Raw genomic sequence first — 22,062 nt, 5'->3', positions numbered from 1 at the left:
CCTCACTCTCCTTCACCAGGCGAATTGATGCGCCGCCGGTAACTGAAAAACGGGTCAAATAAACCCAGGGTTACCAGGGAAACCAGGGCCATCGGGAGATTGATCATGGCCACAATAACCAGCACCGCCTTGAGAAAGGAAGCCAGTTTCAGCCGGTAAAAAATAAAGCTTACCGCGGCCAGGCCGTTACCCGCCAGCAGGGGCAAATATACATAAAGGATATTTATCCCTACCTTGCGGGCAAAAGCCAGGCCGTAATAATCTCCTAACTGCCACAGGCCCAGCCCGGCAATTACCCCCCAGATGGCGTGCCAGGGTAACTGCCAGTAACGGAAGGGCGGCAGCCCCCTCTCAATAAGGCCCAGGCGTTGCAGAACCTTTTCAGCTACCAGGTAATTAACGAAGGCGGCCAGGATAGAAGCAGAGATTAAAATCCCCGGTAACAGGAGTTTAAGGAGATTGATCATGCCGGTCAGGGCGGCCTGGAACTGCTCCGGAGTCATTCCCGATTCCAGCATTCCCGTACGGCGGTAAAATTCCATGGTATAGTTGACTGTAGCCTCAAATTCCTGGAGCAGCCCCCCCAGGGGCAATCCCGTCAGTTTAGAAGTCAGGACCAGGCTCAAAAGCAAAGAAAAGAGGGAAACCACTCCCCCGGCAATCAGCACCAGGCCTGGCCGGGCCTTAACTTTAAAAAGGTGACCGTAGACCAGTCCCAGCCCGGCAAACTGGACAAATAGCAATGTCGCATTTAGCGGCCCGGTAAAAAAAGCTATAGCCAGGCCGGCCACAAAGGTAGCCATTACCCCCAGGCGCAAGCTACGGCGTACGGTAAGGACAACAATGGGGACCGTCCAGATAATATTGGTAAATACCTGAAAAAGGGGTATAAAATAGCCCGTGAGCACCAAAACCACCGTCAGGGCTGCCATGAGGGCCCCTTCAGCCAGGGCTGCTACCCTACCTTCGGTCATGAAATTATCACCCAATTATTATCCATTAATTAAGCGAATATAGAAAAGAGGGAGTTGCTGTCCTCCCTCATGAACTTCGCCTTTATTATTCAACCGTATATGGCAACAGGGCCAGGATCCGCGCCCGTTTTATAGCCGTAGTAAGCTGGCGCTGGTGATGGGCACAGTTGCCGGAAATACGGCGGGGTAAAATCTTGCCCCGTTCGCTGATATAACGGCGGAGGCGGTTTACATCCTTGTAGTCTACCTGCTCAATTTTATCGACGCAGAAGCTGCAAACCCGTTTCCGGGAACGTTTCTTGTCACGCGCCAAATTCAGTTCCACCCCTTTACCTAAAAAGGTAAATCATCTTCGCCCATATCTACTTCTGTGCCAATATCGCTAAAATCCTGGCTGAAGCTATCAGCACCCATACCCGCAACGGGATTAACCCCGCTCGGGCCCTTTCCATCCTTGGGCCAGTCAAGGAAACGGACATCGTCGGCTACAACATCAGTAGCCTGGCGTTTCTGGCCATCGGGCGTTTCATAGGTACGCGTCTGGAGACGGCCTTCAACTGCCACCAGGCGGCCTTTATTCAAGTGGTTGGCACAGGTTTCTGCAAGCTTTCGCCACACGGTGATGCGAATAAAATCTGTTCCCCGTTCACCCTGCTGGTTGACATAATTCCTATCTACCGCCAGGGTAAAGGTTGTTACGGCGATACCGCTGGCCGTATAGCGCAGTTCGGGATCCCGCGTCAGCCGGCCAATTAGAACTACCCGGTTTAACATACCTCTCCCACCGCCCCTGTCTTTTAGCTGGCTTCTTCCAGACGCGTGATCAGGTAGCGAATTACCTCATCGGTAATCTTTAATACCCGCTCCAGTTCCTGGGCAACGACCGGCGTGCCTTTAAACTTCATGAGGACATAATAGCCCTCCCGGTACTTGCGTACCTCATAGGCCATCCGCTTTTTGCCCCACTGGTCTACCTCGATAACCTGGCCGCCCTTGTCGGCTACCAGCCGGGTAAATTTCTCCACCACTGCTGCCGTAGCTTCGGCTTCCAGGTCGGGCTTAATTACGAACACAACTTCGTAATTACGCAAATGACAGCACCTCCTCCCTGTGGACTTATGGCCCCACCCACCGGTGGAGCAGGGAAGCTTTTCTGGTTGATTATAGCATAATTGATCCCGGAGGGCAAGGTTGAGATTTGCTAGGTCGGGAACCATAACCCCCCCTGACCTGGAGGGCGGGTGATAATATCTTATCTCTTACCCTGCCGGCTGCCGCCGCTCCAGCCAGCAGGGTAGGGATAGATTAAGGCAGTGTTGACCGTGGTCCTTCTTGCCAGGGAAAGGGAGATGAGGGGTTATAGAAGGTAGAAAACCTTGTGAAATAGCCCTGGAGCAAATTATTGGCTGCCACCATTTTCTTGCTTTCCGTCGGGATAATCCTCTATAAGAGGATTATAGAAAATATCTACAACATTAACACAAAAACCCTCTATTACCCCGGAACGGACAATTCCTTCTTTCTCAATTTCCTGGTCCAGTTTAAATTTGCCTTCCACCAGGGAAAAAACCTGAATGGATTTATCCTGGGGATCTATAATCCAGTACTCCTTGACGCCATGTTTTCCGTAAACCTTGTATTTCTGGCGCAGGTCATAATAGGCTGTCGTGGGGGAAAGGATTTCCACCACCAGGTCCGGGGCGCCCTCGATCTTTTCAGGTTTAATAATATCCATCCGGTCGCGGGCAATGAAAATAATGTCCGGCTGGTAGGTTTCAGTTTCCTCGAGATAAACATCCATAGGCGCATGTAAAACTATACCTAAATTCTTTGCGGTTACATAAGCGACCATTTTAAATTCGAGCTTCATAGAAATAATCTGGTGGTAAGAAGTCGGCGATGGTGTCAATACCAGTTCCCCCCCGATGAGCTGGTAAGGAGCTCCCTCCGGTAGCCGGCAGTAATCGTCGTAGGTATAAACCTTATCTTTGCTAACTGCTATTTCCTTTAGGGCCAGGCTCACTATTGCCACCTCCCGCCTTTTTGCCTGAAGATATTTTACCGCTTCGCTTGGTGACCAATAACCTCTTTTACCATTACTATAATTCCACTTCTAACACGCGGTTGAAATAGGCAGGCATATACTGCCGGACACGGGCATAATCGGGCATGGTTTCGTAATCAAATTTCATCAGGACCGTTACTTTTGTTCCCTGCTGAAATTTACCGCTTTTCCGCAGGATGTTTTTAATGCTCTGGTCCAGCTCAACCAGGGTGCGACCCCTGGCCTCAAAACCAGCATCACCGGCTATCCATTCCCTCCCGTTGTGGATGAGCCTGACTTCTATATCTGCCCGCATTATCCTTAAGCTCCTTTGCCGTGAAGAACACAAAATATGACCGTAACAATAAATGATCTAGCGTTCCTGCCAGGATGTCCGGGCCAGGGTCAATTCCAGTTCCTTTTCCGGGCAGGTGAGGCGGTGGAGATACTGCCTGATGCCCTTCCCGGCTTTTACTTCCTGGCACTGGCTGAGGATATGATCGCCGTAACGGGCGTCTTTTTTATATACAACCTCAATGGTGGACGGAAAGGCCTGCCGGTGAACCTCCATGGGCACGCTCTCCAACAGCCAGTGGATATACCTCTTGTTATTGGCATGGTGGTTGATATCTATGTCTGCTGCGCCCACAGTAAATGCTGCCATCATAGTTGGGGTTTCCAGGCCAGGTAGCTCGCCAAATCCTTCCGGAATGGCCGCCTCAGGATAAAGCCCGTAAGGTTCACTTATCTCAGACGGTATCCGCAGGGGCTTTTTGCTGGCGATATCCAGGAAGATCCACACGGACGCGGCCCGGCCCAGGAGGTTACCCCCGGCATCATGGATGTAAAAATTGCGGTAAGCGAAACAGCGCTGGAAGCGTTCCACCCAGGTGGTGACGGTTATCTTTTCCCGCCAGCGGGGGTAGCGGTTCATCTGTAGATGGTAGCGGTAGACGACCCAGCCCCGTTCGGCGGCGTTTAATCTGGCAATGGTGTTGCCTACCGTTTCTGAATGCCAGGTGGCCGTTTCTTCCAGGTAACCCAGGATGGTGACCGGTGAGGCTTCTAACATAAAATTGGTTTCGTAATAGTGGACTTCATAGGACCTCTGGTATGTACTGACCAGCAAATTTATCACCAGCGTCTATTTGAGATTACCAGTTTATTGTATCATAACAAAGACCTGCGGGCCAGCGCCAGCTATTATCGTTTGGGCCCGTTTCTTGATCAGCTCCGGAAACAGCTAGGATAGCCGACTTCCTCATTGACCGGGGCATTGCCAGCTTCCAGCTACTTCAGCCGGGAAGTAATTATACCCAGCCTGGTTTCATTTTGTTGAACTGCCGCCACCTTCCGACATTTTTTTGAAGGAAAATATGCTAAACTGCTATCGTTATGGTAAAATCGAGGCCAATTGGTTAAAATGATAATTTTTGTAAAAGGGGTTTCTTAATATGCTGCGCGTTGGTATTATTTCCTGCCGTGATCACTGGAAAAGGGGCTGCCCCGGCTACCAGGCCCATATCCTCTGTTTCCTGGCCGTGGAGAAAAAAAAGGGACCTCTGGGGGAGCTTCCGGAAGCTAAAATCGTTGCCATACAGCCCTGCCCCGGTTGTCCGGGCACCGGCCGCCTGGAAGTGGCCCGCCGCATGGTTCGTCAAGAGAAAGTCGACTATTTCGTTTTTCCTTCCTGCATGTTTTTTGGCAACCGTTGCCCCACGGCCTTGGCCGGGGCAATGGCCATTGAGGATGAACTGGGCCGACCGGTGCTTATGGGGAGCTACATTGATGCAGCGACAGCCTACCACTGCTCCACCGTAATTCTAAAGCCAGATGACATCCCCAGCCTTACCGAATGCCGGCAGCGCCTCCTCAACCTCAATTATTTGCATTATTTGTATGAAAAACAGGCCGCCACTACCAGGAATACTCTGCCAATCCTGACCCTGCTCAAGGCAATTTAGCTATCACTTTTTTAATGCTCTTTTCCGCTTTTAGACGAGGAATAAGGATTAAACGACCGCATCCCAGGCAGCGTAGGCGAAAATCCATACCTACTCGTAAAATCTCCCATTGGTCGCTACCGCAGGGATGTTTCTTTCTGGTCTGGACGATATCGCCAACCTGCAAGTCCATCCAGATGTTCTCCTCCCATTTCTTGCTCGTCCCTTGCTGCCCCCAGCTCGGTGAGGGCCGCGCCGGCAGCTGCGCGGACTTCCCAGGTTGCATCGGCCAGGCAACTCTTAAGCAAATCCGTGGCATCCCGGCACTTTAGCCTTCCCAGGGCGCGGGCGGCGGCGGCCCGTACCTCGCCCACCGGATCGGCCAGTGCCTTCTTTAAACTCCCCGCGCCCTGGCTGCAGCCGGTTTCCCCAAGGGCCATGGCCGCTGCTCTGCGCACGGCAGCGCTCTCATCCTTAAGGCAGTGCTCCAGGGCCGGTAAGACCCGCTCATCCTTAAAGCAGCCCAGGATATTTATCACCCGTATGGAAACGTCTTCCGGCCCCCGTTCCAGGAGATCCAGCAAAGGCGGGATACTGTCTGTTCCTAAAGCCAGCAACACCTCGGCCACCCGCGCCGGTGGCCAGCGCCGGGGTTCCGCCAGAGCTGTAAGCAACGGTTCCAGGCAACGCCGGTCACGTAAACGGATAAGGGCTGCCGTTGCTGCCATCTGGACGCCTTCGTCCCGGTCTCCCAGGGCCGCGAGGAGGGAGCCAAGGGCACGTTTAACTCCCATCTCGCCCAGGATGGTAGCCGCCCTAGCTTTCTCACCGGCTTTTCCCTGTTCCAGGTCCCGCAGCCAGGCCTCAATAAAACCTTCTTCCTCCGCCAGAGCCGCCAGCTGCTCACGGGTAGCTTCCTCCAGACGCGGCCAGAGGCCGGCAAGGAGCCCGGCCAGGGCCCGGGCGTCCAGCCGGCACAACTCCCGTCGTAAACCTTTAGCTATTTTGCCCCGGCAACCTGCCAGGGCTGCTGACAGGCGCTCTTCATCCCGGTAACGCCGGCGCTGCCAGAGCAAAGTCACCACTCCCCTAGAGGGTAATTACCTTTTCCGCAGCCATAAGGTGTTCAATGATGGTATACATATTGGTAACGCTACCGGCACACAATTTTTCTTTCAGGTGGTAATAGTCCAGGCAGGTGCCGCAGGCCAGGATTTCCACTCCCTTTTGCTCCAGAGCCAGCAGGCTGTCCAGCACCGGTGAACCCTGGCAGCAGAGCTGGACACCACTGTTGATAAAGAGAACCCGCCGGGGCAGCACTTCCGTTTCACTCAAGCTGTAAAAGAAGCTGCGCATGAGGATGCTCCCCAGCTCTTCCGAACCGCGGCCCAGGCTGGCCGAGGTTACCAGCAATACCTGGCCCGGATTAACGCTTAACTGGGTAGCCGGTATGCTTTCCTTGCGAATATGGATATAGTATTCACTTCCCTGTTCCCTGACGCTGGTAGCGCACTCCAGGCTCCGCGCCAGTTTTAAAACATTGTCCCGGGCGACCTCATTATCGACAATGGTAACCAGCTCTCCATCCGGCCCCAAACTTTCCAGGGCCTTTTTGGTCTGGATAACCGGTTGCGGGCAGGCCAGCCCGCGGGCATCTACTATTTTTTCCACCATCCATGCCCCCTTTAAAAGAAAAGCACCTGGCGCCCATCCACTCTCAAGGTACCAGGGCCTTTTATATATCTTTTCTTCACGAGATTTTACTTTTCCTGCTTAAAAAATCATTAACTGGCTAGAAAAGCCTTGTAGGCCCGGTAGGCCATATAAATATCCACCTTGCTGGCTATCTCCAGGGGAGCGTGCATGGAGAGGAGGGCCGGGCCGCAGTCGGCCACATCCAGGCCGAAATAGGCCAAAAACTTGGCTATGGTACCGCCGCCGCCGGCATCCACCTTACCCATTTCGCCGCTCTGCCAGATGACCTGATTCTGGTTGAAAATGTCCCGCAGTCGGCCCATAAACTCGGCACTGGCGTCATTGGCGTCGTATTTGCCCCGGGAACCGGAGTACTTATTTAAAACCACGCCGTATCCCAGGCGGGAAGCATTGTGCATGTCGAAGACATTTTCATAGGTGGGATCGACACCGGCGGTCACGTCAGCGGAAATGGCCTGGGAATTGGCCATAATCCGGCCCACGTGGACAATGCTGGTATTACCCAGGCGAGCAGCTAGCTCGCTTAAAGCATATTCTAGGAAGCGGGAGTGGGCGCCGGTATTACCTGTACTGCCGATTTCTTCTTTATCTACCAGGAGTACCAGGGCCGTATGCCGGGGGCCCTCCAGGTCCAGGATGGCCTGCAGGGCCGTGTAGCCGCAGACCCGGTCGTCCTGGCCGTAACCTCCTACCAGGGAGCGGTCAAAACCCAGGTCCCGGGCCGGCCCGGCCGGTACCAGTTCCAGCTCTGCCGTAATCAGGTCCTCTTCCACCAGGCCATAACGTTCATTTAGCAACTGGAGAATGGCCAGGCGAATTTTATCTTTTACATCGTCTTCGCCGGGATAAGGTATGCTGCCTACCACCAGGTTTAAATCATCCCCGCTCAAGGCTTCTTCCATATTCTTTTTCATCTGCTCCTTGGCCAGGTGGGGTAACAAATCGCTTATGGTAAATATGGGGTCGGCGCTGTCTTCACCGATTACCACTTCCACCCGGCGACCGTTCCTTAACATAATCACGCCGTGTAGGGCCAGGGGAAGGGCCGTCCACTGGTATTTCTTGATGCCGCCGTAATAGTGGGTTTTGAACATGGCCAGGCCGTCTTTTTCATAGAGGGGCATGGGTTTCAGGTCCAGGCGCGGCGCATCAACATGGGCCCCCACCAGCCTTACGCCTTCGGTCAGATCAGCCGTACCCATTATACCCATGAGCAGGACTTTACCCCGCCATTCCAGGTAAAAACGGCTTCCGGGATTTAACCCCCGGCCGGGTGGCAGGTCAGCCAGGGAAATAAAGCCGCGTCCCCGGGCGGCTTCCAGGGCGGCCCGGATGGCTTCTCGTTCAGTTTTAGCCCGGCTTAAGAAGGTTTTATACCCCTCGGCAAAAGCAAATACCTTTTCCCTGGTGTCCTTTTCTAAAAGCTCCCAGGCACTCTTCTGAGGGAGAGCCAGTTCTTTTTGTAGTTTTTTGCCTCTGCTTTCTTCTTTTTCTGCCATAGGTAATTCCTCCTTTTATCAACCTGGAGGCAAATCCCCCATATTGATAACTTCCTCTTGCCAACCCCCTAGATTAGGGTATGCAACAGTCCGGCCAGCCAGTCATAAAAATTGCTCAGCTGGAGGGCCATGCCGGAGTTATAGAACTGCCGGGCCAGGGGTAAAAAACCCGGAGCTGCCGTCATGGCCGGTAGGGCCACGAGATAGCGCAGCATCCCTACCAGCAAAGCCAACCAGAAGACCTGCCCCAGGAGACCCAGGGCCAGGCCCAGGCCCCGGTTAAGCAAACCGGTAGAGGTCATATTTATCCCCATGGTGCTCCAGCGTGCCAGGCGGCGTAAAAGAAATAAACTGCCGTAAAAAAGGACCACCAGGGTTACTAATTCCAGGAGCAGGAAGACCAGCTGCCCGGCCAGGACCTGGCCCACCGTACCTCCGGGAGCCTTCTCCAGGCTCTCCAGCAGGCTTTGTTTTAACATCCCTGGTAACGGCGTGCCGTTTAAAAGGATTTCCAGCTGTCCGGCGGCAGCCTTACCCAGGGGCTGGCTGAGAACCGGCCGGGGTAATGGTAATAGGGGGGCCAGCCAGTTGCCCCAGCGACCGGTTAAGTGCCAGGCCTGGTCCACGGCTTCAGCCAGGGGCCGGGCATAGAGGGCTGCCGCCAGCCCAGCCACCAGGTAGCTGATCCACCCGGCTATCAGGTTAACAAAACCCAGGCGGTAACCCCGCCACGCACCCAGGGCCAGGAGCAGAAATAGAAGCAGGTCCAGGTAATTGAGCAACTAACAGCGTCCCTCCATACATTCTACCCTGAAATAACTTCGCTCCAGGCTGGCATTGTTTTTGCTCGCTCCAAACAAATGCCAGCCCGTTATTTTCATCCTTCTAATGTGTCGCGTTAGCGGTATGAGGGTCTTTTACCGGAAACTGTGTTCTTCACCGGGGAATTTCCCTTGGCGGACCTCTTCCCGGTAATCGGCAAGGGCCTTGACAATGGCTTCGCCCAGGTTTACATAACGCTTGACAAATTTGGGCTGGAAGCGGTCAAAGAGGCCCAGGAGGTCATGGTAAACCAGCACCTGGCCGTCACAATCAGGCCCGGCCCCAATGCCGATGGTAGGTACCGGTAATTCCGCCGTTATCCGCCGGGCCAGGTCCGCCGGTACGCATTCCAGTACCAGGGAGAAGACGCCAGCCTCCACTAATGCTTCCGCATCGGCGGCAATTCTATCGGCCGCATCTTTCTCCCGTCCCTGGACGCGATAGCCACCCAGCTGGACTACCGACTGGGGAGTTAACCCCAAATGACCCATGACCGGGATGCCGGCATCGACTATAGCTCGGACCATGGGTACCATAGCCCGACCACCTTCCAGCTTTACGGCATCGGCCCCACCCTCTTTGACCAGGCGGCCGGCATTATAAACGGCGTCCGTTACACTGGCCTGATAGGAAAGAAAAGGCAGGTCGGCCACCACCAGGGCTGCAGGATTGGCCCGCATAACGGCGCGGGTATGATGCACCATCTCATCCATAGTTACGGGTACTGTACTCTGGTAGCCCAGGACCACCATGCCCAACGAATCGCCTACCAGCAGCATGTCCATGCCGGCCTGGTCGGCCAGCAAAGCTGAAGGATAATCATAAGTGGTTACCATGGTGATCTTCTCCCCTCGCTCCTTCATGGCCTGGAGCTGGGGCAGGGTAATCTTAGTGCGTGCGGCCATTTTCCCCCTCCTTGTTCCATATGTTACCATGATAAAAGCTATAAGCTGGAAGTATTGACCAGCTATATGCTTATTATAACAGAAAATCCCCCTGCGGGGGATCGGCTGCCGGTTTAATTTCCAGTGGGAATTCCGGTGGTGAGGTCGCAGGATGGGGGACGCTGTTGGGCTGCGGCGCTTCCTGCGGATATTCAGGAGAGTCGATACGGTTGACCAGTTTAAATCCACCTGCCTTTTTTCTGTTATTATACCCGGCAGGGGAGGAGCGCATGCGCGGCCAGAAAAAGCCGCCCGGAGCGTTCCTCCGGGCGGCTCGTCATCTTCTCCCGCCTGGCGTGCGACCCAGGGCCCGGGGTCGTAACACCAGCGTTCCTGGATTTTATTTCGCCAGGCCGATCAGCTCTTCCGTATGTTTCTTCACCCACTCGGGGTCCTTCGGCTCGCGAGCCACGCCACTCTCCATGGCGGCCTTGGCTACGGCCGCTGCCACCGCCGGTGCCACCCGCAGGTCGAAGGCTTCCGGCATGACGAAATCAGGTGAGAGCCTGTCGCCCACCAGGTCGGCCAGGGCATGGGCGGCGGCAATCTTCATCGGTTCATTGATATCGGAAGCCTTCACGTCAAGGGCACCGCGGAAGATGCCGGGGAAGCCCAGGACATTATTGACCTGGTTGGGGAAGTCGCTCCGCCCCGTGCCCACAACGGCGGCGCCGGCTTCCCGCGCCTTATCGGGATAGATTTCCGGAACGGGGTTAGCCATGGCAAAGATAATGGGGTCTTTACCCATGGAGCGTACCATATCCTGATTAACGGCGTCTTTGACAGAGAGGCCGATAAAGCAGTTGGCGCCTACCATGGCGTCGGCCAGGGTGCCGCTGCGGTCTTCTTTGTTCGTGATCTTGAGCATTTCCTGTTTTTCCGCATTGAGGTCCTGGCGCTTTGAGGAGATAATTCCCCGGGAATCGCAGAGGATCACGTCTTTTACGCCCACGCTGAGCAGGAGCTTGGCAGTGGCAATGCCGGCCGCCCCGGCGCCGTTGATCACTACCTTGAGATCACCCAGCTCCCGCTTGGTGATCTTACAGGCGTTGATAATCCCGCTCAATACGACTACGGCCGTACCGTGCTGGTCGTCGTGGAAGATAGGAATGTCAGTGGTTTCCTTGAGGCGTCGCTCGATTTCAAAACAGCGGGGCGCGGCAATATCCTCCAGGTTGACGCCGCCAAAGGTGGGGGTCAGGAGCTGGACTGTCCTGACAATCTCATCTACATCCTGGGAATCGATGCAGATGGGGAAGGCATCGACACCGGCAAAGGTTTTAAAAAGCAGGCTTTTCCCTTCCATAACGGGCATGGCCGCCCGGGCGCCAATGTTACCGAGGCCAAGGACCGCCGAGCCGTCGGATACTACGGCAACCTGGTTCCAGCGCCGGGTGTAGACGTCAACGAGTTTGGGATCTTTATGGATTTCTTTGCAGGGCTCGGCGACACCGGGAGTATAGGCCAGGGAAAGATCCGTCCCATCCCGGACCTGTACCCGCCCCCGTACTTCGATTTTACCCTGCCATTCCTTATGCAGCTGCAGGGCTCTTTCCTGGGTATTCACAGCCTGTCGTCCCCCTTTTTCATATTTAAATATCGGTACGGGGTCACCCTCTACCGGGTTTCCCCGGCAACCGTATAGTTATAAAAGGGGCCGGCAGCTTTCCTGGAGGCCGCCAGCCCCGCTATCTCAACCTTTAAGCGTTCTTCTTCCTGGCGGCATCTTTAGCCTGGATCTCTTCGTAGGCGTTCAAGATATCCTTGGCGTTGAGGTAAACAGGCGTGTCGACCATCTTGCCCTGGTAGGAAATGGCAGCCTTACCCTGGGCAATGGCTTCTTCTTCAAAGGCTTTTACGACGCCGCGGGCCCATTCCACGTCGGCAGGGTCCGGGGAGTAGAGACGATTGGCAGGCTCAACCTGGCTGGGATGGATCAGCATCCGGCCTTCATATCCCATCTGCCGCCCCTGGAGAACACTCTTTTCAAATGCTTCCATATCCTGATAGGCAACAAACGGACAGTCAATGGCTACCACCCCTGCCGCCCGGGCGGCAACTGCCATATGGGCGCGGGCGTATTCCTGCTCTTTGCCTTCCGAGGTCAGTTTGACCCGCATATCCTTGCAGTAGTCCACGGCACCGAAGATGGCACTGACCACCCGCGGGCTGGCGATGCAGGATTCATAGGCATTGATAATACCTTTCGCGGTTTCCAGGAGCAGGGAAACCTTAATGCTCCCTATAGGTAGACCGCGGCGGCGTTCCAGTTCTTCCAGTTTCCAGTCCAGGCGCTTGACGTGGTCCGGATGCCCGCACTTGGCCAGGGTAACCCCGTGGAGTCCCTCATAAACAACGGCCTCCAGGTCGTCGTTGGTCATCTCGGTCTCCCAGTTGTTGATGCGCACGTATACCTCCGACCCGTTGGCCCCAACAGCCTTCAGGTTCTCGCGGATAAGTTTCCGCGCATTTTCCTTCTCCGCCGGGGGCACGGAATCTTCCAGGTCGAGGGTGATTATATCGGCGGGGAAAGTGGGTGCTTTGGCAATCATCCTGGGGTTATTGCCGGGAACGTAAAGGACAGAGCGCATTACAGGCATTGTTTATTACCTCCTAATGCTTGAGTACGTTTTTGAGGATACGCGGGATATCATTGGGGCTCATGGCCACGTAGCCACCAGCTTTCTGGATGGCTTCCATCTTGCTCTTGGCCGAACCGCGGCCCCGTTCCACAATGCTGGAGGCGTGGGAGAAGCGCTGGCCTTCCGGTGCCCAAGCACCTGCCACGTAGATGACGAAGGGTTTGGTAAATTTCCCGGCGGCAATTACTTCCGCGCATTCTTCTTCCTGGGTACCGCCGATCTCAGAAAATACCGCTACGGCTTCCGTCTGGGGGTCTTCTTCAAAAAGGGGCAGCAGGTCAGCGAAGGAAGTCCCCAGGACCGGTTCCGTACCCGTGTGAACGACGGTGCTGACGCCGTAACCGTTTTCCTTAAGGATCCAGGGAATAGTACCCGACTGGCCGCCGCTGCGGGAGAAAACACCGATCGGACCGGGCCGGAAAAAGGAGTTGGCCCATTCTACATTGCCGCCCAGCCAGCCGACTACCGCCTCTCCAGGCGTAATGATGCCGATGGAGCCCGGGCCGATGAGCCTGGTCCCCTTCAGCTTGCAGTACTCCACCATTTCCATGATGTCATGGATAGGGACCGATTCCACGCAGGGGACGATATTTTTCACGCCGGCGTCGGCGGCTTCTTTAACCGCTGTTTTCAAAGCCCGGCCGGGTACGAAGATAACGCTGAAGTCAATTTCCCCGTGTTCGGCTACGGCCTGCTTGACGGTATGATAGACGGGAATGCCCGCTACCTCTTCGCCGCCCTTACCGGGGCTCGTCCCGGCCACAACCTTCGTGCCGTAATCCTTCATATATTTGGCCCGGAGGGAACCCTCCCTACCGGTAATTCCCTGAACAATAACCTTGGTGTTTCTATCAATTAAAATCCCCATGCTTATCCCTCTTTATCCTTTTACTGGTTGGCGTTATCTTCAAGCAGGCCCCGCTTGCGCAGGTACTCATCCATTCCTTCAATGGGAACGTCAATTTTTATGGCGCTCTTGCCGCGGAACCAGCATTCATACTCGCAGGCAAGGCATTCTGTTCCCCGGCGTTTTATTTCATCTTCACTCAGGTGGGCCACAGAGGGTGCGCCGTCCTGGAGCTGCAGCATCCCCCGGGCAAACTTCTTGCATGCGTCGATACAGGCCTTTGTTTCACACTCGGTGCACTTGCTGGTGTCGATGGTAACTTTAATTGTTCTTTCCCAGAATTCAATCACTGGTTTCCACCCTGCTTTCGCTTTTCGGCTTGATATTCTTTAACAAGGGCCAATAACCTTTGCCCGATAAAATCAGTATCGGTAACATGCTCCCGGCCGTAGATCTCCACCCTGGTAGCACCCTCAACATTGCTTAACCCTTCGCGTAAAATGGCGAGGGATTCTTCTTCCTTGTTACCGCACAGCAGTAACACACAGGGCAGACCGGGTTTTTTGGGCAGGACTTCCCGCAGGGCCTTCACGACGGCGTGGGCGTGGTGCCATTGTTCCTGGTTGGCCATCATAAAGCCGCCCAGCAGGTAGCCATCAATGTTGGGCTGCGAGAGAACAACCTTGGCTACCCGGTACACTTTGGAAGCAACCGGATTGCCGCTGGTGTCTGCGTAGTTCGCCGGCTTCAGGTTGACCTTGTTCAGAGCGTCCATGCCCATCATGGCCGATCCGCCGCCGATGGGATGGTAGCCGATATAACCCGGACTTTTCTCGTCAAAGCCCATGCTCATGACGAAACCGGAACCGCGGGTGTCGGTCTTTTCAATGCCCCAACCGATACGGTCCAGTTCCGTGGGCTCGTGGGGGAAGTCCCTGGCAATTTCAATACCCATTTCCGGGTGACGGTAAACGCTGCTGTTGTCAACCTCCATCTTGCAGTCGGCCGCCACCAGTTCCCCGCTGGCGGTTAAGACCAAGGGGTTGATTTCCAGGGTAAAGCAATCATACTTTTTATAAGCATTCCACAGCTTGACCAAGATATTGGCAAAGGTCATCAGCTGGTCGTTGGGGATGCCGGCCTGAACCAGCATGTCGACAGCGTCATAAACTTCCAGGCCGTTTAAGGGTGAAATTAAAAGCTTAAAAATCTTCTCTTCCGGAACACTTTCGATGTCCATACCGCCCTCGGTGCTGAACATCATCATGGGGCAGCGGGCATTGCGAGCTGAATTAACAATAATAGTCACGTAATATTCCCGGGCGATATTAAGTTTCTCTTCCACCAGGACCTTGCGTACCGGATAGCCTTTAATTACCGTTCCAAGAATCGATGCTGCTGCCGCCCGGGCTTCTGCCGGGGTGTCGACTAGTTTTACCGCTCCTGACTTACCCCTGCCGCCAGCCTGCACCTGGGCCTTTACTGCGACGGGCTTACCCATCTCCGCCGCAATCTGTTCCGCTTCTTCCGGCGAGGATGCAGCCCGGCCCACAGGAACCGGAATCCCCGCCTTGCGTAACCATTCCTTGCCTTGATACTCTAATAGCTTAGCCATACTTTCGTCCCTTCCACAAAAATTTATTTGGTTGGAAAGACGACGTGCAAAATCCCTCCTGCTATCCCCCCTCTGTATCTATAATAGGCTGGCAAATGGTGTAAACCTACCCTATAGGGGTATCAATTCTTTATGCTATTATATATATTCTTGATGAAATTAAAAAATCCTGCTGGTTTGAAAAAAAATTATCGCAACCAGGTCAGCAGGTTTACCAACAGGGCGGCAATACCACCGGCCATCAGGGGCCCCACGGGAATACCGCCGAAAAAGGCAACGCCGATAATGGAACCTATAACCATACCGATCATCATCTGGGGAAAACGCTGAAGCAATTCCAGGCCCTGGCAGTTCATATGGGTGGCGATAATCCCGCTGGCGATGGCTATTATACCGGGTAAGGAAACAAAGGAGGCAAGCATATCCCGCGCTGAAACCCGGCCGGATGCAAAGGGCACTAGTACGGAAACCACCAGAAAAATAAGGCCGGCCTCCAGAGCGCGGCGTTCAAGAAAAGGATAGATTCTTTGCAGGTTAGTAAACTGGAGGAGTAAAAGAATAGCAGCAGCGGCTGCGATAACATTAGAGCGACCCAGGATGCCCAGCAACATAATAAGTAACAGGATCGCCGTTGTCGCGCTCATTGAATACGCCCCTTGTACCAGCCGTCCTGTACCATATATATGCCAGGGCACCCGGGACAATAACGCCATACGTGGCGTTAGCCGGCCTTTTTAATAATACCGCCCCCATACACCGGAACGACATCAATCGCGCCCACCCGGGAACAGAATTCTACATCCGCTTCCAGTCCCAGGTCAGCCAGGAGCCGGCCATGGAAACTAGCTTTCATAGCTGCCGAGGGATCATCCCGGTGGCAGTAATAATAATCCCTTGCAGTTAGAGCGCCGTCGCGCAAGACAAATTCTCCCAGCCCGGCAAGCCGGTCGACCAGTAACCCGGCTGCCAAAAAATCTTCCAGGGAGAAACGATCCCTGGTACCGGCACAAATTATGGTTATATCCGTTGCTGCTGCAGCAGCCAGCCCGGCCACAGCCGGAGCGTTGATCATGGCACCCAGGAATACCTGGCGGCCGCCTGCGGCCCGGCGAATGGCCCTGGTGCCGTTGGTAGTGGTCATAATCAACCTTTTGCCGGCAACAATTTCAGGGGTATACTCCAGGGGGGAATTGCCCAGGTCAAAGCCCGGTATTTTTAAAGCATTGCGCTCACCCCCAAGGAGTACCCGCTCGTCCTCCAGACGCTCGCGCATATCGATGGCTTCCTCGGGGGTTAGGACAGGAATTACCTCCAGGCAACCGGCCGCCAGGGCCACCGAAATGGTGGTCGTTGCCCGCAGCACATCAATTACTATGACCGCTTTATTATTAATGGCCTCATCCGGTATACCATTTATTCCCGTAAAGACATCGATTTCCAAACCCAATCGCACCTCCAACTCTTTCCGGTCAGTAGTTATTCGCGAAAGATAGGGCAGATTCCTGCCGCCGAAAGTTAAAGGTAATAATTAAACGGGAAGCAGGAACCCCGCCACCGGCTCCCGCTTCCCATATTTCTTAACTCTTAACTTACTTCAGCCACCTTCAGGGTAGTCCTCAAGGTATCGCCCCGCAGTCCCACCCGCAGGGCTTCCAGGGCCAGGACATCCCCTGGCTGGACATTGCCCAGGTTAACATTGGGTCCCAGGCGCATTATTAAGGCCTGCTGCTGCTGCTTCTGGGGAGCTTCCCAGATGACCCGTTCCGGCTCCTTGATGCCTGCCAGCAGGCTGTCCAGTATATCTTCTTTGACAGACCCGCGGCTGTCGTAAATGACGACTCCCTGACCTGATTCCCGGCCCTCGACGATGACATAGTCGGCTCCCGCCTCCAGGTCGACGGCAATCTGGCTCAGGAGATAGGCTGTGCTTAAGGCATCCCGTGGGTCCTTCTTGCCCACTTCAGTTATGACGCCAAAACCTGCCGCCCGGGCCTGACGCACCGCCGCCATCCGCACAGTTCGGCTCATGTCAATAGTTCCATCGGAGATTTCAATAAAAGAATATCCAAATTCCCTGGCTGTTTGCAGGTAAAGGTTCAGCCGCCCCTGGAGAACGGCGACTTCAAAGAAGGTGCCGCCGGGAAAAATATCAACACTATAAGAGCGTGCCAGGCGAATTTTTTCCTGTAAAATAGCCGCCGGGTAAAAGACAGAGGTGCCGAAACCAAGTTTTATAAAATCAATATAGGGTGCTGCCACCTCCAGCAAATCCTTGAACTCTGTAAGCCCCAGGCCCTTGTCAATAACCATGGTCAATCCTGCCCGCCTGGGTTTTTGCTGGCGTCCACCAATTGGAAATTCCAGGATATCATTCCAGGCAGCAGTTGATTTTTCCAGCATTCATTTCGCCCCTTCCTGCATGTTTATTTTTTAACTTGCTTTTTTATCTTTATGTCCCGGGCAGGAAGGGGGTAACATCTTTGCCGCCGGTACTTTTTCACAGGTCAGACGACTGTTACCCCACCATCTTTACCGCTTTACGCCATAAAAAATGAGTCCCACCCCCAGGATAATGGTCAGCATTTTTACAGGGGGGATCTTACCGGCCAGGCCCCAGAGTCCCAGGGCCGTCACCGTCATCATAACTGCCGGACCAACAAAAGCCAGGGTGGCATTTATTTTTAAAGCTGCTTCAACCCGGTTTAATTTTAACATCAGGATGGCTGCCGTCAATTCAATCATGCTGGACAGGACGCGCACTGCCGCCATGGCCAGCACATGTTTGTCCGGCACATAGAAAAACATGGCATCTCCTCCCATTATTTTTTATGCGCTGCCGAGAGAAAATAGAAGCAGCATCTTTTCTAGGAGGTTTTCAAGGTTGCAGCCATCTATAAAATTGCCCTTTGCCATCCTGTGTGCCGTACCGTTTATCATGGTCCTGGGCAACTCCATGCTGGTTCCCCTGCTACCAGTCATGCGCACCACTTTGAACGTCAGCCTGGTCCAGATCAGTCTTTTTATAACAGCCTTTTCCCTGGCAGCCGGCCTGGTCATCCCTTTTGCCGGTTTCCTGTCCGATGCCTATGGCCGCAAGCCCATTATGGCACCGGCCCTGATCATTTACGGTCTGGGGGGTCTGCTGGCCGGCCTGGCCGCCTGGCTGGTGGCTTCCCCTTATTACCTGATCCTGGGCAGCCGCATCCTCCAGGGTATTGGTGCCGGGGGTACGTACCAGCTGGCCATGGCCTTGACCAGCGACATCTTCCAGAGCAGGGAGCGTACCAAAACCCTGGGTTTGCTGGAAGCTTCCAACGGCCTGGGAAAGGTGGTGAGCCCCATTGCCGGCTCCCTTGCCGGCCTCATCGCCTGGTTCGCTCCCTTTTTTGTCTATGGCTTCCTGGCCATCCCCATTGGCCTGGCTGTGTGGTTCTTCATTAAAGAACCTTCGGGGCAAGATAAAAACAGGGTAACCTTCCGCACCTATTTCCGCGACCTGGGCCAGGTTTTCCAGACCAGGGGCTTGTCCCTCGTGGCCTGCATCCTGGCCGGAATGGTTGTTCTTTTTATCTTGTTTGGGGTTTTGAGTTATGTCTCTGATATCCTGGAAGCAAATTATAGCATCCGGGGCCTTAGCATCGGTCTGCTCATAGCCATTCCCGTGGCTACCATGGCCCTTACTTCCTATTTATCCGGTAGTTACCTGCAACAAAAGGCCGGCAACTTCTTGAAGATGACCGTTGTTGCCGGCCTGGTCCTGGAGACCGCTGCCCTGATAGTTATGGGCTTCTTTGATAATATCTATATCTTTTTCCTGGCCATGGTGGTCATGGGGATCGGCACAGGTATCGTCCTGCCCTCAGTCAATACCTTGATAACCAGTGTGAGCGCTAAGGAAAGGGGCGGCATTACCTGCCTTTACGGTTCCATGCGTTTCTTTGGCGTCGCCCTGGGACCCCCGGCCTTTGGCCTGGCCATGACCCTGGGCCGGTTGCCCCTTTTCCTGGGCGCCGCCGTCCTGGTAGGACTGATAACCTTTTTAACGGCGACCTTTATCCAGACGGAAAAAATGCTGCCCCCGGAACTGTTACCCGGTCATTAAAAGACCCGGGTTAGCTTACCCGGGGCTTTTAATCGTTTAACTCTTTCCGTTCGCCGGTGGCCAGGTAAATGGCTTCCTCGGCTATATTGGTGGCGTGATCGGCTATCCGCTCCAGATAACGGCTGACAAAGAGCAAATAGGTGGCCTGCGTAATGGTTTTAGGATCTTCCATCATAAAGACCAGCAGTTCCCGGAAGACCTGGTTGTGGAGCATGTCGATCTGGTCGTCCGCTCTGGCTACCGTATAGGCCAGTTCTGTATCTTCCCTGACATAAGCATCCAGGGCCTGCTTGACCATTACCTGGGATAATTCGGCCATGCGGGGAATATCGATTAAGGGCTTGATCAAAGGCTGGCCGGTTTCCAGGATACGCTGGGCAATACGGGCGATATCAACAGAATAATCGGCCATACGCTCTAAATCGGTAATAATCTTAAATCCGGCGGCAATTTTGCGTAAATCCTTGGCCATGGGCTGCTGGGTGGCAATAAGCTTTAAACACTGATCTTCAATCTGTAACTCCATCTCGTCGATAACAACATCGCCTCCAACCACTTCAGCGGCTATCCGGGCATCCTGCCTGGCCAGGCACTCTACTGACTTGGCAATGGTTTGCTCGACGATACTCCCCATGCGCAGGATGTTTTGCTGCAAATCTTCCAGGGAATGTTGAAAGCCCTGCCTGGTTGTAATGGCCATTGCTTGCCCTCCTGTAAGTTTGTTACCTTCCATTATATTCACCTCACTTCCTCTTTCTGACTTTTATGGGTTAAAAAATGTTTTCCCTTAATTAGAGGTAATTTAACCGAAACGACCGGTAATATAATCCTCCGTCCGCTGGTCGCGGGGCCTGGTAAAGATGATTTCCGTATTATCGTATTCCACCATCTCCCCGTTGAGGAAAAAAGCGGTATAGTCGGAAACGCGGGCTGCCTGCTGCATATTATGGGTGACAATGACAATGGTATATTTTTCTTTAAGGACACGGATGAGCTCTTCAATTTTTAACGTGGAAATAGGATCCAAGGCCGAAGAGGGTTCGTCCATGAGAACTACTTCCGGCTCCACGGCTAATAGCCTGGCAATGCACAGGCGCTGCTGCTGGCCCCCGGATAATCCTAAGGCCGGCTGGCGCAGGCGATCGGCCACTTCTTCCCAGAGGGCCGCTGCTCTAAGACTCTGCTCTACAATTTCGTCCAGTTTTTTTCTGTTCTTAATACCATGAATTCGGGGGCCATAGGCCACATTATCATAAATAGACATGGGAAATGGATTGGGTCGCTGGAAAACCATACCTACCCGTTTGCGTAAGTTGATGACATCAACATCGGGAGCATAAATATTCTCCCCATCTAAAAGAATTTCCCCGGAAAGTCGTACTCCTTCAATAAGGTCATTTAAGCGGTTTAAAGTCCGCAAAAAAGTAGACTTACCGCACCCCGAAGGGCCGATGAGGGCCGTGATGGAATTGGGTTTTATTTCCAGGCTAACATCCTTTAAAGCCCATTTAGAACCATAGTAAAAATTTAAATTGGTAACTTTTATTTTGGGTTGGATCATAAAAAATGATTACCTCCCGGTCGGGGCCAAACGAAACATGTCAATCACCAGGTCTAGAAATGAAGTGCATAAGCAAAAAGGGCACTCTTGCCCCTCCATTTTACCTTAAGAATATTTAAACGGCAATAGGAGTAACTTTAAGTTTAAGTTAACGCCGGCGTACAATGGCGTCGGCCATCCGGGCCACCCGCACCATGGCCCGGACGTCATGAACGCGAATTATATCGATCCCATGGGCAATACCAAGGGCCACCGTAGCAGCCGTTCCCTCCAGGCGCTGGTCAACGGGTAGATCGAGGGTCTTGCCAATCATTGACTTGCGTGAAGTGCCCAGGAGGATGGGTTTGCCCAGTACCTTTAGCTCTTGTAAACGGGCCATTACTTCCAAATTCTGCTGCAAGTCCTTGCCAAAGCCAATGCCCGGGTCGATAATAATCTTCTCCGGGGGTACCCCGTTTTCTTCTGCCAGGCGGATACTTTCTTGCAAGGAAGTGAGGATATCAAACATTAGATCCCGGTATGCGGTGCCCTGCTGGTTGTGCATGATAATGACAGGTGCCTGGTAGCGGCCACAAACAGCGGCCATATCGGCATCACCCCGGCAACCCCAGATATCGTTAATGATGTCAACTCCCAGGTCCAGGGCCCGCCGGGCTGTAACAGCCTTGTACGTATCTACGGATATAGGAACTTTGATTTCAGCCACCAGGCGCTTTAAAACCGGTTCCAGGCGGTGCCATTCTTCTGCGGCCGGCACCGGGTCGTGACCGGGACGGGTTGATTCCCCACCTACATCAATAATGTCGGCCCCTTCTTCCACCAGCCGGTGGGCATGCTCCACCGCCGCTCCGGGGTCATAAAAAAGGCCCCCATCGGAAAAGGAGTCCGGCGTTACATTGACAATTCCCATGACCAGGGTCCGCCGGCCCAGGACAAGGGGACCCCGCGGGCATTTGATCTCCTGAATGCCGGTCTTTTCCCATCTGTCCAGGGCAGCTTGAATAGCGACGGCCAGCTTGTTTAAGCCAAAATACTGCCGGGGCAGCTTTTCTACCAGAAGCTCCAGCTGGCGTCTGGTGGCAAAGAGCAGGACATCGGTCTTCTCGATCGACCAGCCGGCTACGCCTGCCGCCATGGCCGCCTCGCCGCCCCGGGCCAGCATTTCTTGTTTTAAGATATTGGCCGCCCTGGCCGGTACATCTTTTAGCTTGAGGCAGTAATGCAGGGCCTTGGGCACCATCAGCTCAATACCCCGGGCGTCAACGCCAATCTCCGCCATCAATTTTTGGGCCGTTGCTGCATCGGGAATGTTGATTATTTCTATGGTTTCATGCCAGGACACATAAATCATCC

27 protein-coding genes are annotated in these 22,062 nt (G+C 54.0%); 2 read left to right on the top strand and 25 right to left on the bottom strand.

Annotated elements, in window-relative coordinates; translation table 11 throughout:
- Positions 1-2: 2 nt before the first annotated feature.
- The 7 genes from E308F_RS04310 to E308F_RS04280 form a co-directional block, all read right to left on the bottom strand.
- Positions 3-974, bottom strand: a complete 972-nt coding sequence (locus E308F_RS04310) for a YybS family protein (RefSeq protein ID WP_141263708.1) — start codon at positions 972-974, stop codon at positions 3-5.
- An 85-nt stretch (positions 975-1,059) separates the two neighbouring features.
- A complete protein-coding gene (gene rpsR, locus E308F_RS04305; RefSeq protein ID WP_141263707.1) occupies positions 1,060-1,287 on the bottom strand; it encodes a 30S ribosomal protein S18 in 228 nt (75 codons plus the stop codon).
- A 20-nt stretch (positions 1,288-1,307) separates the two neighbouring features.
- Positions 1,308-1,748: a single-stranded DNA-binding protein gene (locus tag E308F_RS04300; RefSeq protein ID WP_141263706.1), complete on the bottom strand. Its 441-nt coding sequence runs from the start codon at positions 1,746-1,748 to the stop codon at positions 1,308-1,310.
- Positions 1,749-1,771: 23 nt separating this feature from the next.
- A complete protein-coding gene (gene rpsF, locus E308F_RS04295) occupies positions 1,772-2,065 on the bottom strand; it encodes a 30S ribosomal protein S6 (protein WP_141263705.1) in 294 nt (97 codons plus the stop codon).
- 308 nt (positions 2,066-2,373) lie between these two features.
- Positions 2,374-2,997: a Uma2 family endonuclease gene (locus E308F_RS04290; RefSeq protein ID WP_141263704.1), complete on the bottom strand. Its 624-nt coding sequence runs from the start codon at positions 2,995-2,997 to the stop codon at positions 2,374-2,376.
- Between the two features lie 76 nt (positions 2,998-3,073).
- Positions 3,074-3,334, bottom strand: coding sequence for a DUF5395 family protein (locus tag E308F_RS04285; protein WP_141263703.1), 261 nt, complete (start codon positions 3,332-3,334; stop codon positions 3,074-3,076).
- A gap of 57 nt (positions 3,335-3,391) precedes the next feature.
- Positions 3,392-4,156 (bottom strand): acyl-[acyl-carrier-protein] thioesterase, encoded by a 765-nt coding sequence (locus tag E308F_RS04280; protein WP_216364439.1) that lies wholly within the window; start codon positions 4,154-4,156, stop codon positions 3,392-3,394.
- A 316-nt stretch (positions 4,157-4,472) separates the two neighbouring features.
- Between E308F_RS04280 and E308F_RS04275 the strand changes: the two genes are divergently transcribed.
- Positions 4,473-4,982, top strand: a complete 510-nt coding sequence (locus E308F_RS04275; protein WP_141263701.1) for a CGGC domain-containing protein — start codon at positions 4,473-4,475, stop codon at positions 4,980-4,982.
- Here E308F_RS04275 and E308F_RS04270 read toward each other — a convergent pair.
- The 15 genes from E308F_RS04270 to E308F_RS04200 form a co-directional block, all read right to left on the bottom strand.
- Positions 4,969-5,154, bottom strand: a complete 186-nt coding sequence (locus tag E308F_RS04270) for a DUF951 domain-containing protein (protein ID WP_141263700.1) — start codon at positions 5,152-5,154, stop codon at positions 4,969-4,971. The genes E308F_RS04275 and E308F_RS04270 overlap by 14 nt on opposite strands.
- On the bottom strand, positions 5,099-6,046 hold the full coding sequence (locus tag E308F_RS04265; RefSeq protein WP_172613466.1) for a HEAT repeat domain-containing protein: 948 nt from the start codon (positions 6,044-6,046) through the stop codon (positions 5,099-5,101). The genes E308F_RS04270 and E308F_RS04265 overlap by 56 nt, the downstream gene beginning before the upstream one ends.
- A gap of 4 nt (positions 6,047-6,050) precedes the next feature.
- Positions 6,051-6,635, bottom strand: a complete 585-nt coding sequence (yedF, locus tag E308F_RS04260) for a sulfurtransferase-like selenium metabolism protein YedF (RefSeq protein ID WP_253260387.1) — start codon at positions 6,633-6,635, stop codon at positions 6,051-6,053.
- 110 nt (positions 6,636-6,745) lie between these two features.
- Complete coding sequence (locus tag E308F_RS04255; protein ID WP_141263697.1) at positions 6,746-8,176, bottom strand: aminopeptidase; 1,431 nt, start codon at positions 8,174-8,176, stop codon at positions 6,746-6,748.
- Between the two features lie 68 nt (positions 8,177-8,244).
- On the bottom strand, positions 8,245-8,958 hold the full coding sequence (locus E308F_RS04250) for a CvpA family protein (protein WP_141263696.1): 714 nt from the start codon (positions 8,956-8,958) through the stop codon (positions 8,245-8,247).
- A 135-nt stretch (positions 8,959-9,093) separates the two neighbouring features.
- A complete protein-coding gene (panB, locus tag E308F_RS04245) occupies positions 9,094-9,903 on the bottom strand; it encodes a 3-methyl-2-oxobutanoate hydroxymethyltransferase (RefSeq protein ID WP_141263695.1) in 810 nt (269 codons plus the stop codon).
- 379 nt (positions 9,904-10,282) lie between these two features.
- The gene (locus E308F_RS04240) at positions 10,283-11,509 is read right to left on the bottom strand and encodes an NAD(P)-dependent malic enzyme (RefSeq protein ID WP_141263694.1); all 1,227 of its coding nucleotides are present in this window, start codon (positions 11,507-11,509) and stop codon (positions 10,283-10,285) included.
- Positions 11,510-11,642: 133 nt separating this feature from the next.
- Positions 11,643-12,542: an HpcH/HpaI aldolase/citrate lyase family protein gene (locus E308F_RS04235; protein WP_141263693.1), complete on the bottom strand. Its 900-nt coding sequence runs from the start codon at positions 12,540-12,542 to the stop codon at positions 11,643-11,645.
- Positions 12,543-12,555: 13 nt separating this feature from the next.
- Complete coding sequence (locus tag E308F_RS04230) at positions 12,556-13,452, bottom strand: succinate--CoA ligase subunit alpha (protein WP_141263692.1); 897 nt, start codon at positions 13,450-13,452, stop codon at positions 12,556-12,558.
- Between the two features lie 20 nt (positions 13,453-13,472).
- A complete protein-coding gene (locus E308F_RS04225) occupies positions 13,473-13,781 on the bottom strand; it encodes a hypothetical protein (protein WP_141263691.1) in 309 nt (102 codons plus the stop codon).
- Positions 13,778-15,046, bottom strand: coding sequence for an ATP-grasp domain-containing protein (locus tag E308F_RS04220; protein WP_141263690.1), 1,269 nt, complete (start codon positions 15,044-15,046; stop codon positions 13,778-13,780). Before E308F_RS04220 ends, E308F_RS04225 begins: the two co-directional genes overlap by 4 nt.
- Positions 15,047-15,234: 188 nt before the next feature.
- Positions 15,235-15,690: a DUF441 domain-containing protein gene (locus E308F_RS04215; RefSeq protein ID WP_141263689.1), complete on the bottom strand. Its 456-nt coding sequence runs from the start codon at positions 15,688-15,690 to the stop codon at positions 15,235-15,237.
- Positions 15,691-15,767: 77 nt separating this feature from the next.
- Positions 15,768-16,493: a 2-phosphosulfolactate phosphatase gene (locus tag E308F_RS04210; RefSeq protein ID WP_216363852.1), complete on the bottom strand. Its 726-nt coding sequence runs from the start codon at positions 16,491-16,493 to the stop codon at positions 15,768-15,770.
- Between the two features lie 137 nt (positions 16,494-16,630).
- Positions 16,631-17,446, bottom strand: coding sequence for a phosphosulfolactate synthase (locus E308F_RS04205; protein ID WP_141263687.1), 816 nt, complete (start codon positions 17,444-17,446; stop codon positions 16,631-16,633).
- A 129-nt stretch (positions 17,447-17,575) separates the two neighbouring features.
- Positions 17,576-17,851 (bottom strand): YqhV family protein, encoded by a 276-nt coding sequence (locus E308F_RS04200; protein WP_141263686.1) that lies wholly within the window; start codon positions 17,849-17,851, stop codon positions 17,576-17,578.
- A gap of 76 nt (positions 17,852-17,927) precedes the next feature.
- Here E308F_RS04200 and E308F_RS04195 point away from each other — a divergent pair, with 76 nt between their 5' ends.
- Entirely contained in the window at positions 17,928-19,148 is a 1,221-nt protein-coding gene (locus tag E308F_RS04195; RefSeq protein WP_141263685.1) for an MFS transporter, read from the top strand.
- A gap of 28 nt (positions 19,149-19,176) precedes the next feature.
- On the opposite strand, the gene phoU is transcribed toward E308F_RS04195, so the two are convergent.
- The 3 genes from phoU to folP form a co-directional block, all read right to left on the bottom strand.
- Positions 19,177-19,848, bottom strand: coding sequence for a phosphate signaling complex protein PhoU (gene phoU / locus E308F_RS04190; RefSeq protein WP_253256417.1), 672 nt, complete (start codon positions 19,846-19,848; stop codon positions 19,177-19,179).
- 102 nt (positions 19,849-19,950) lie between these two features.
- A complete protein-coding gene (gene pstB, locus E308F_RS04185) occupies positions 19,951-20,709 on the bottom strand; it encodes a phosphate ABC transporter ATP-binding protein PstB (protein ID WP_141263683.1) in 759 nt (252 codons plus the stop codon).
- A gap of 148 nt (positions 20,710-20,857) precedes the next feature.
- Complete coding sequence (gene folP / locus E308F_RS16710; protein WP_141263682.1) at positions 20,858-22,051, bottom strand: dihydropteroate synthase; 1,194 nt, start codon at positions 22,049-22,051, stop codon at positions 20,858-20,860.
- Between the last annotated feature and the right edge of the window lie 11 nt (positions 22,052-22,062).

It is taken from the genome of Moorella sp. E308F, assembly GCF_006538365.1.
In the GTDB taxonomy this organism is placed as follows: Bacteria; Bacillota; DSM-521; order Neomoorellales; family Neomoorellaceae; genus Neomoorella.
This window is presented reverse-complemented; position numbering and strand designations above follow the sequence as displayed.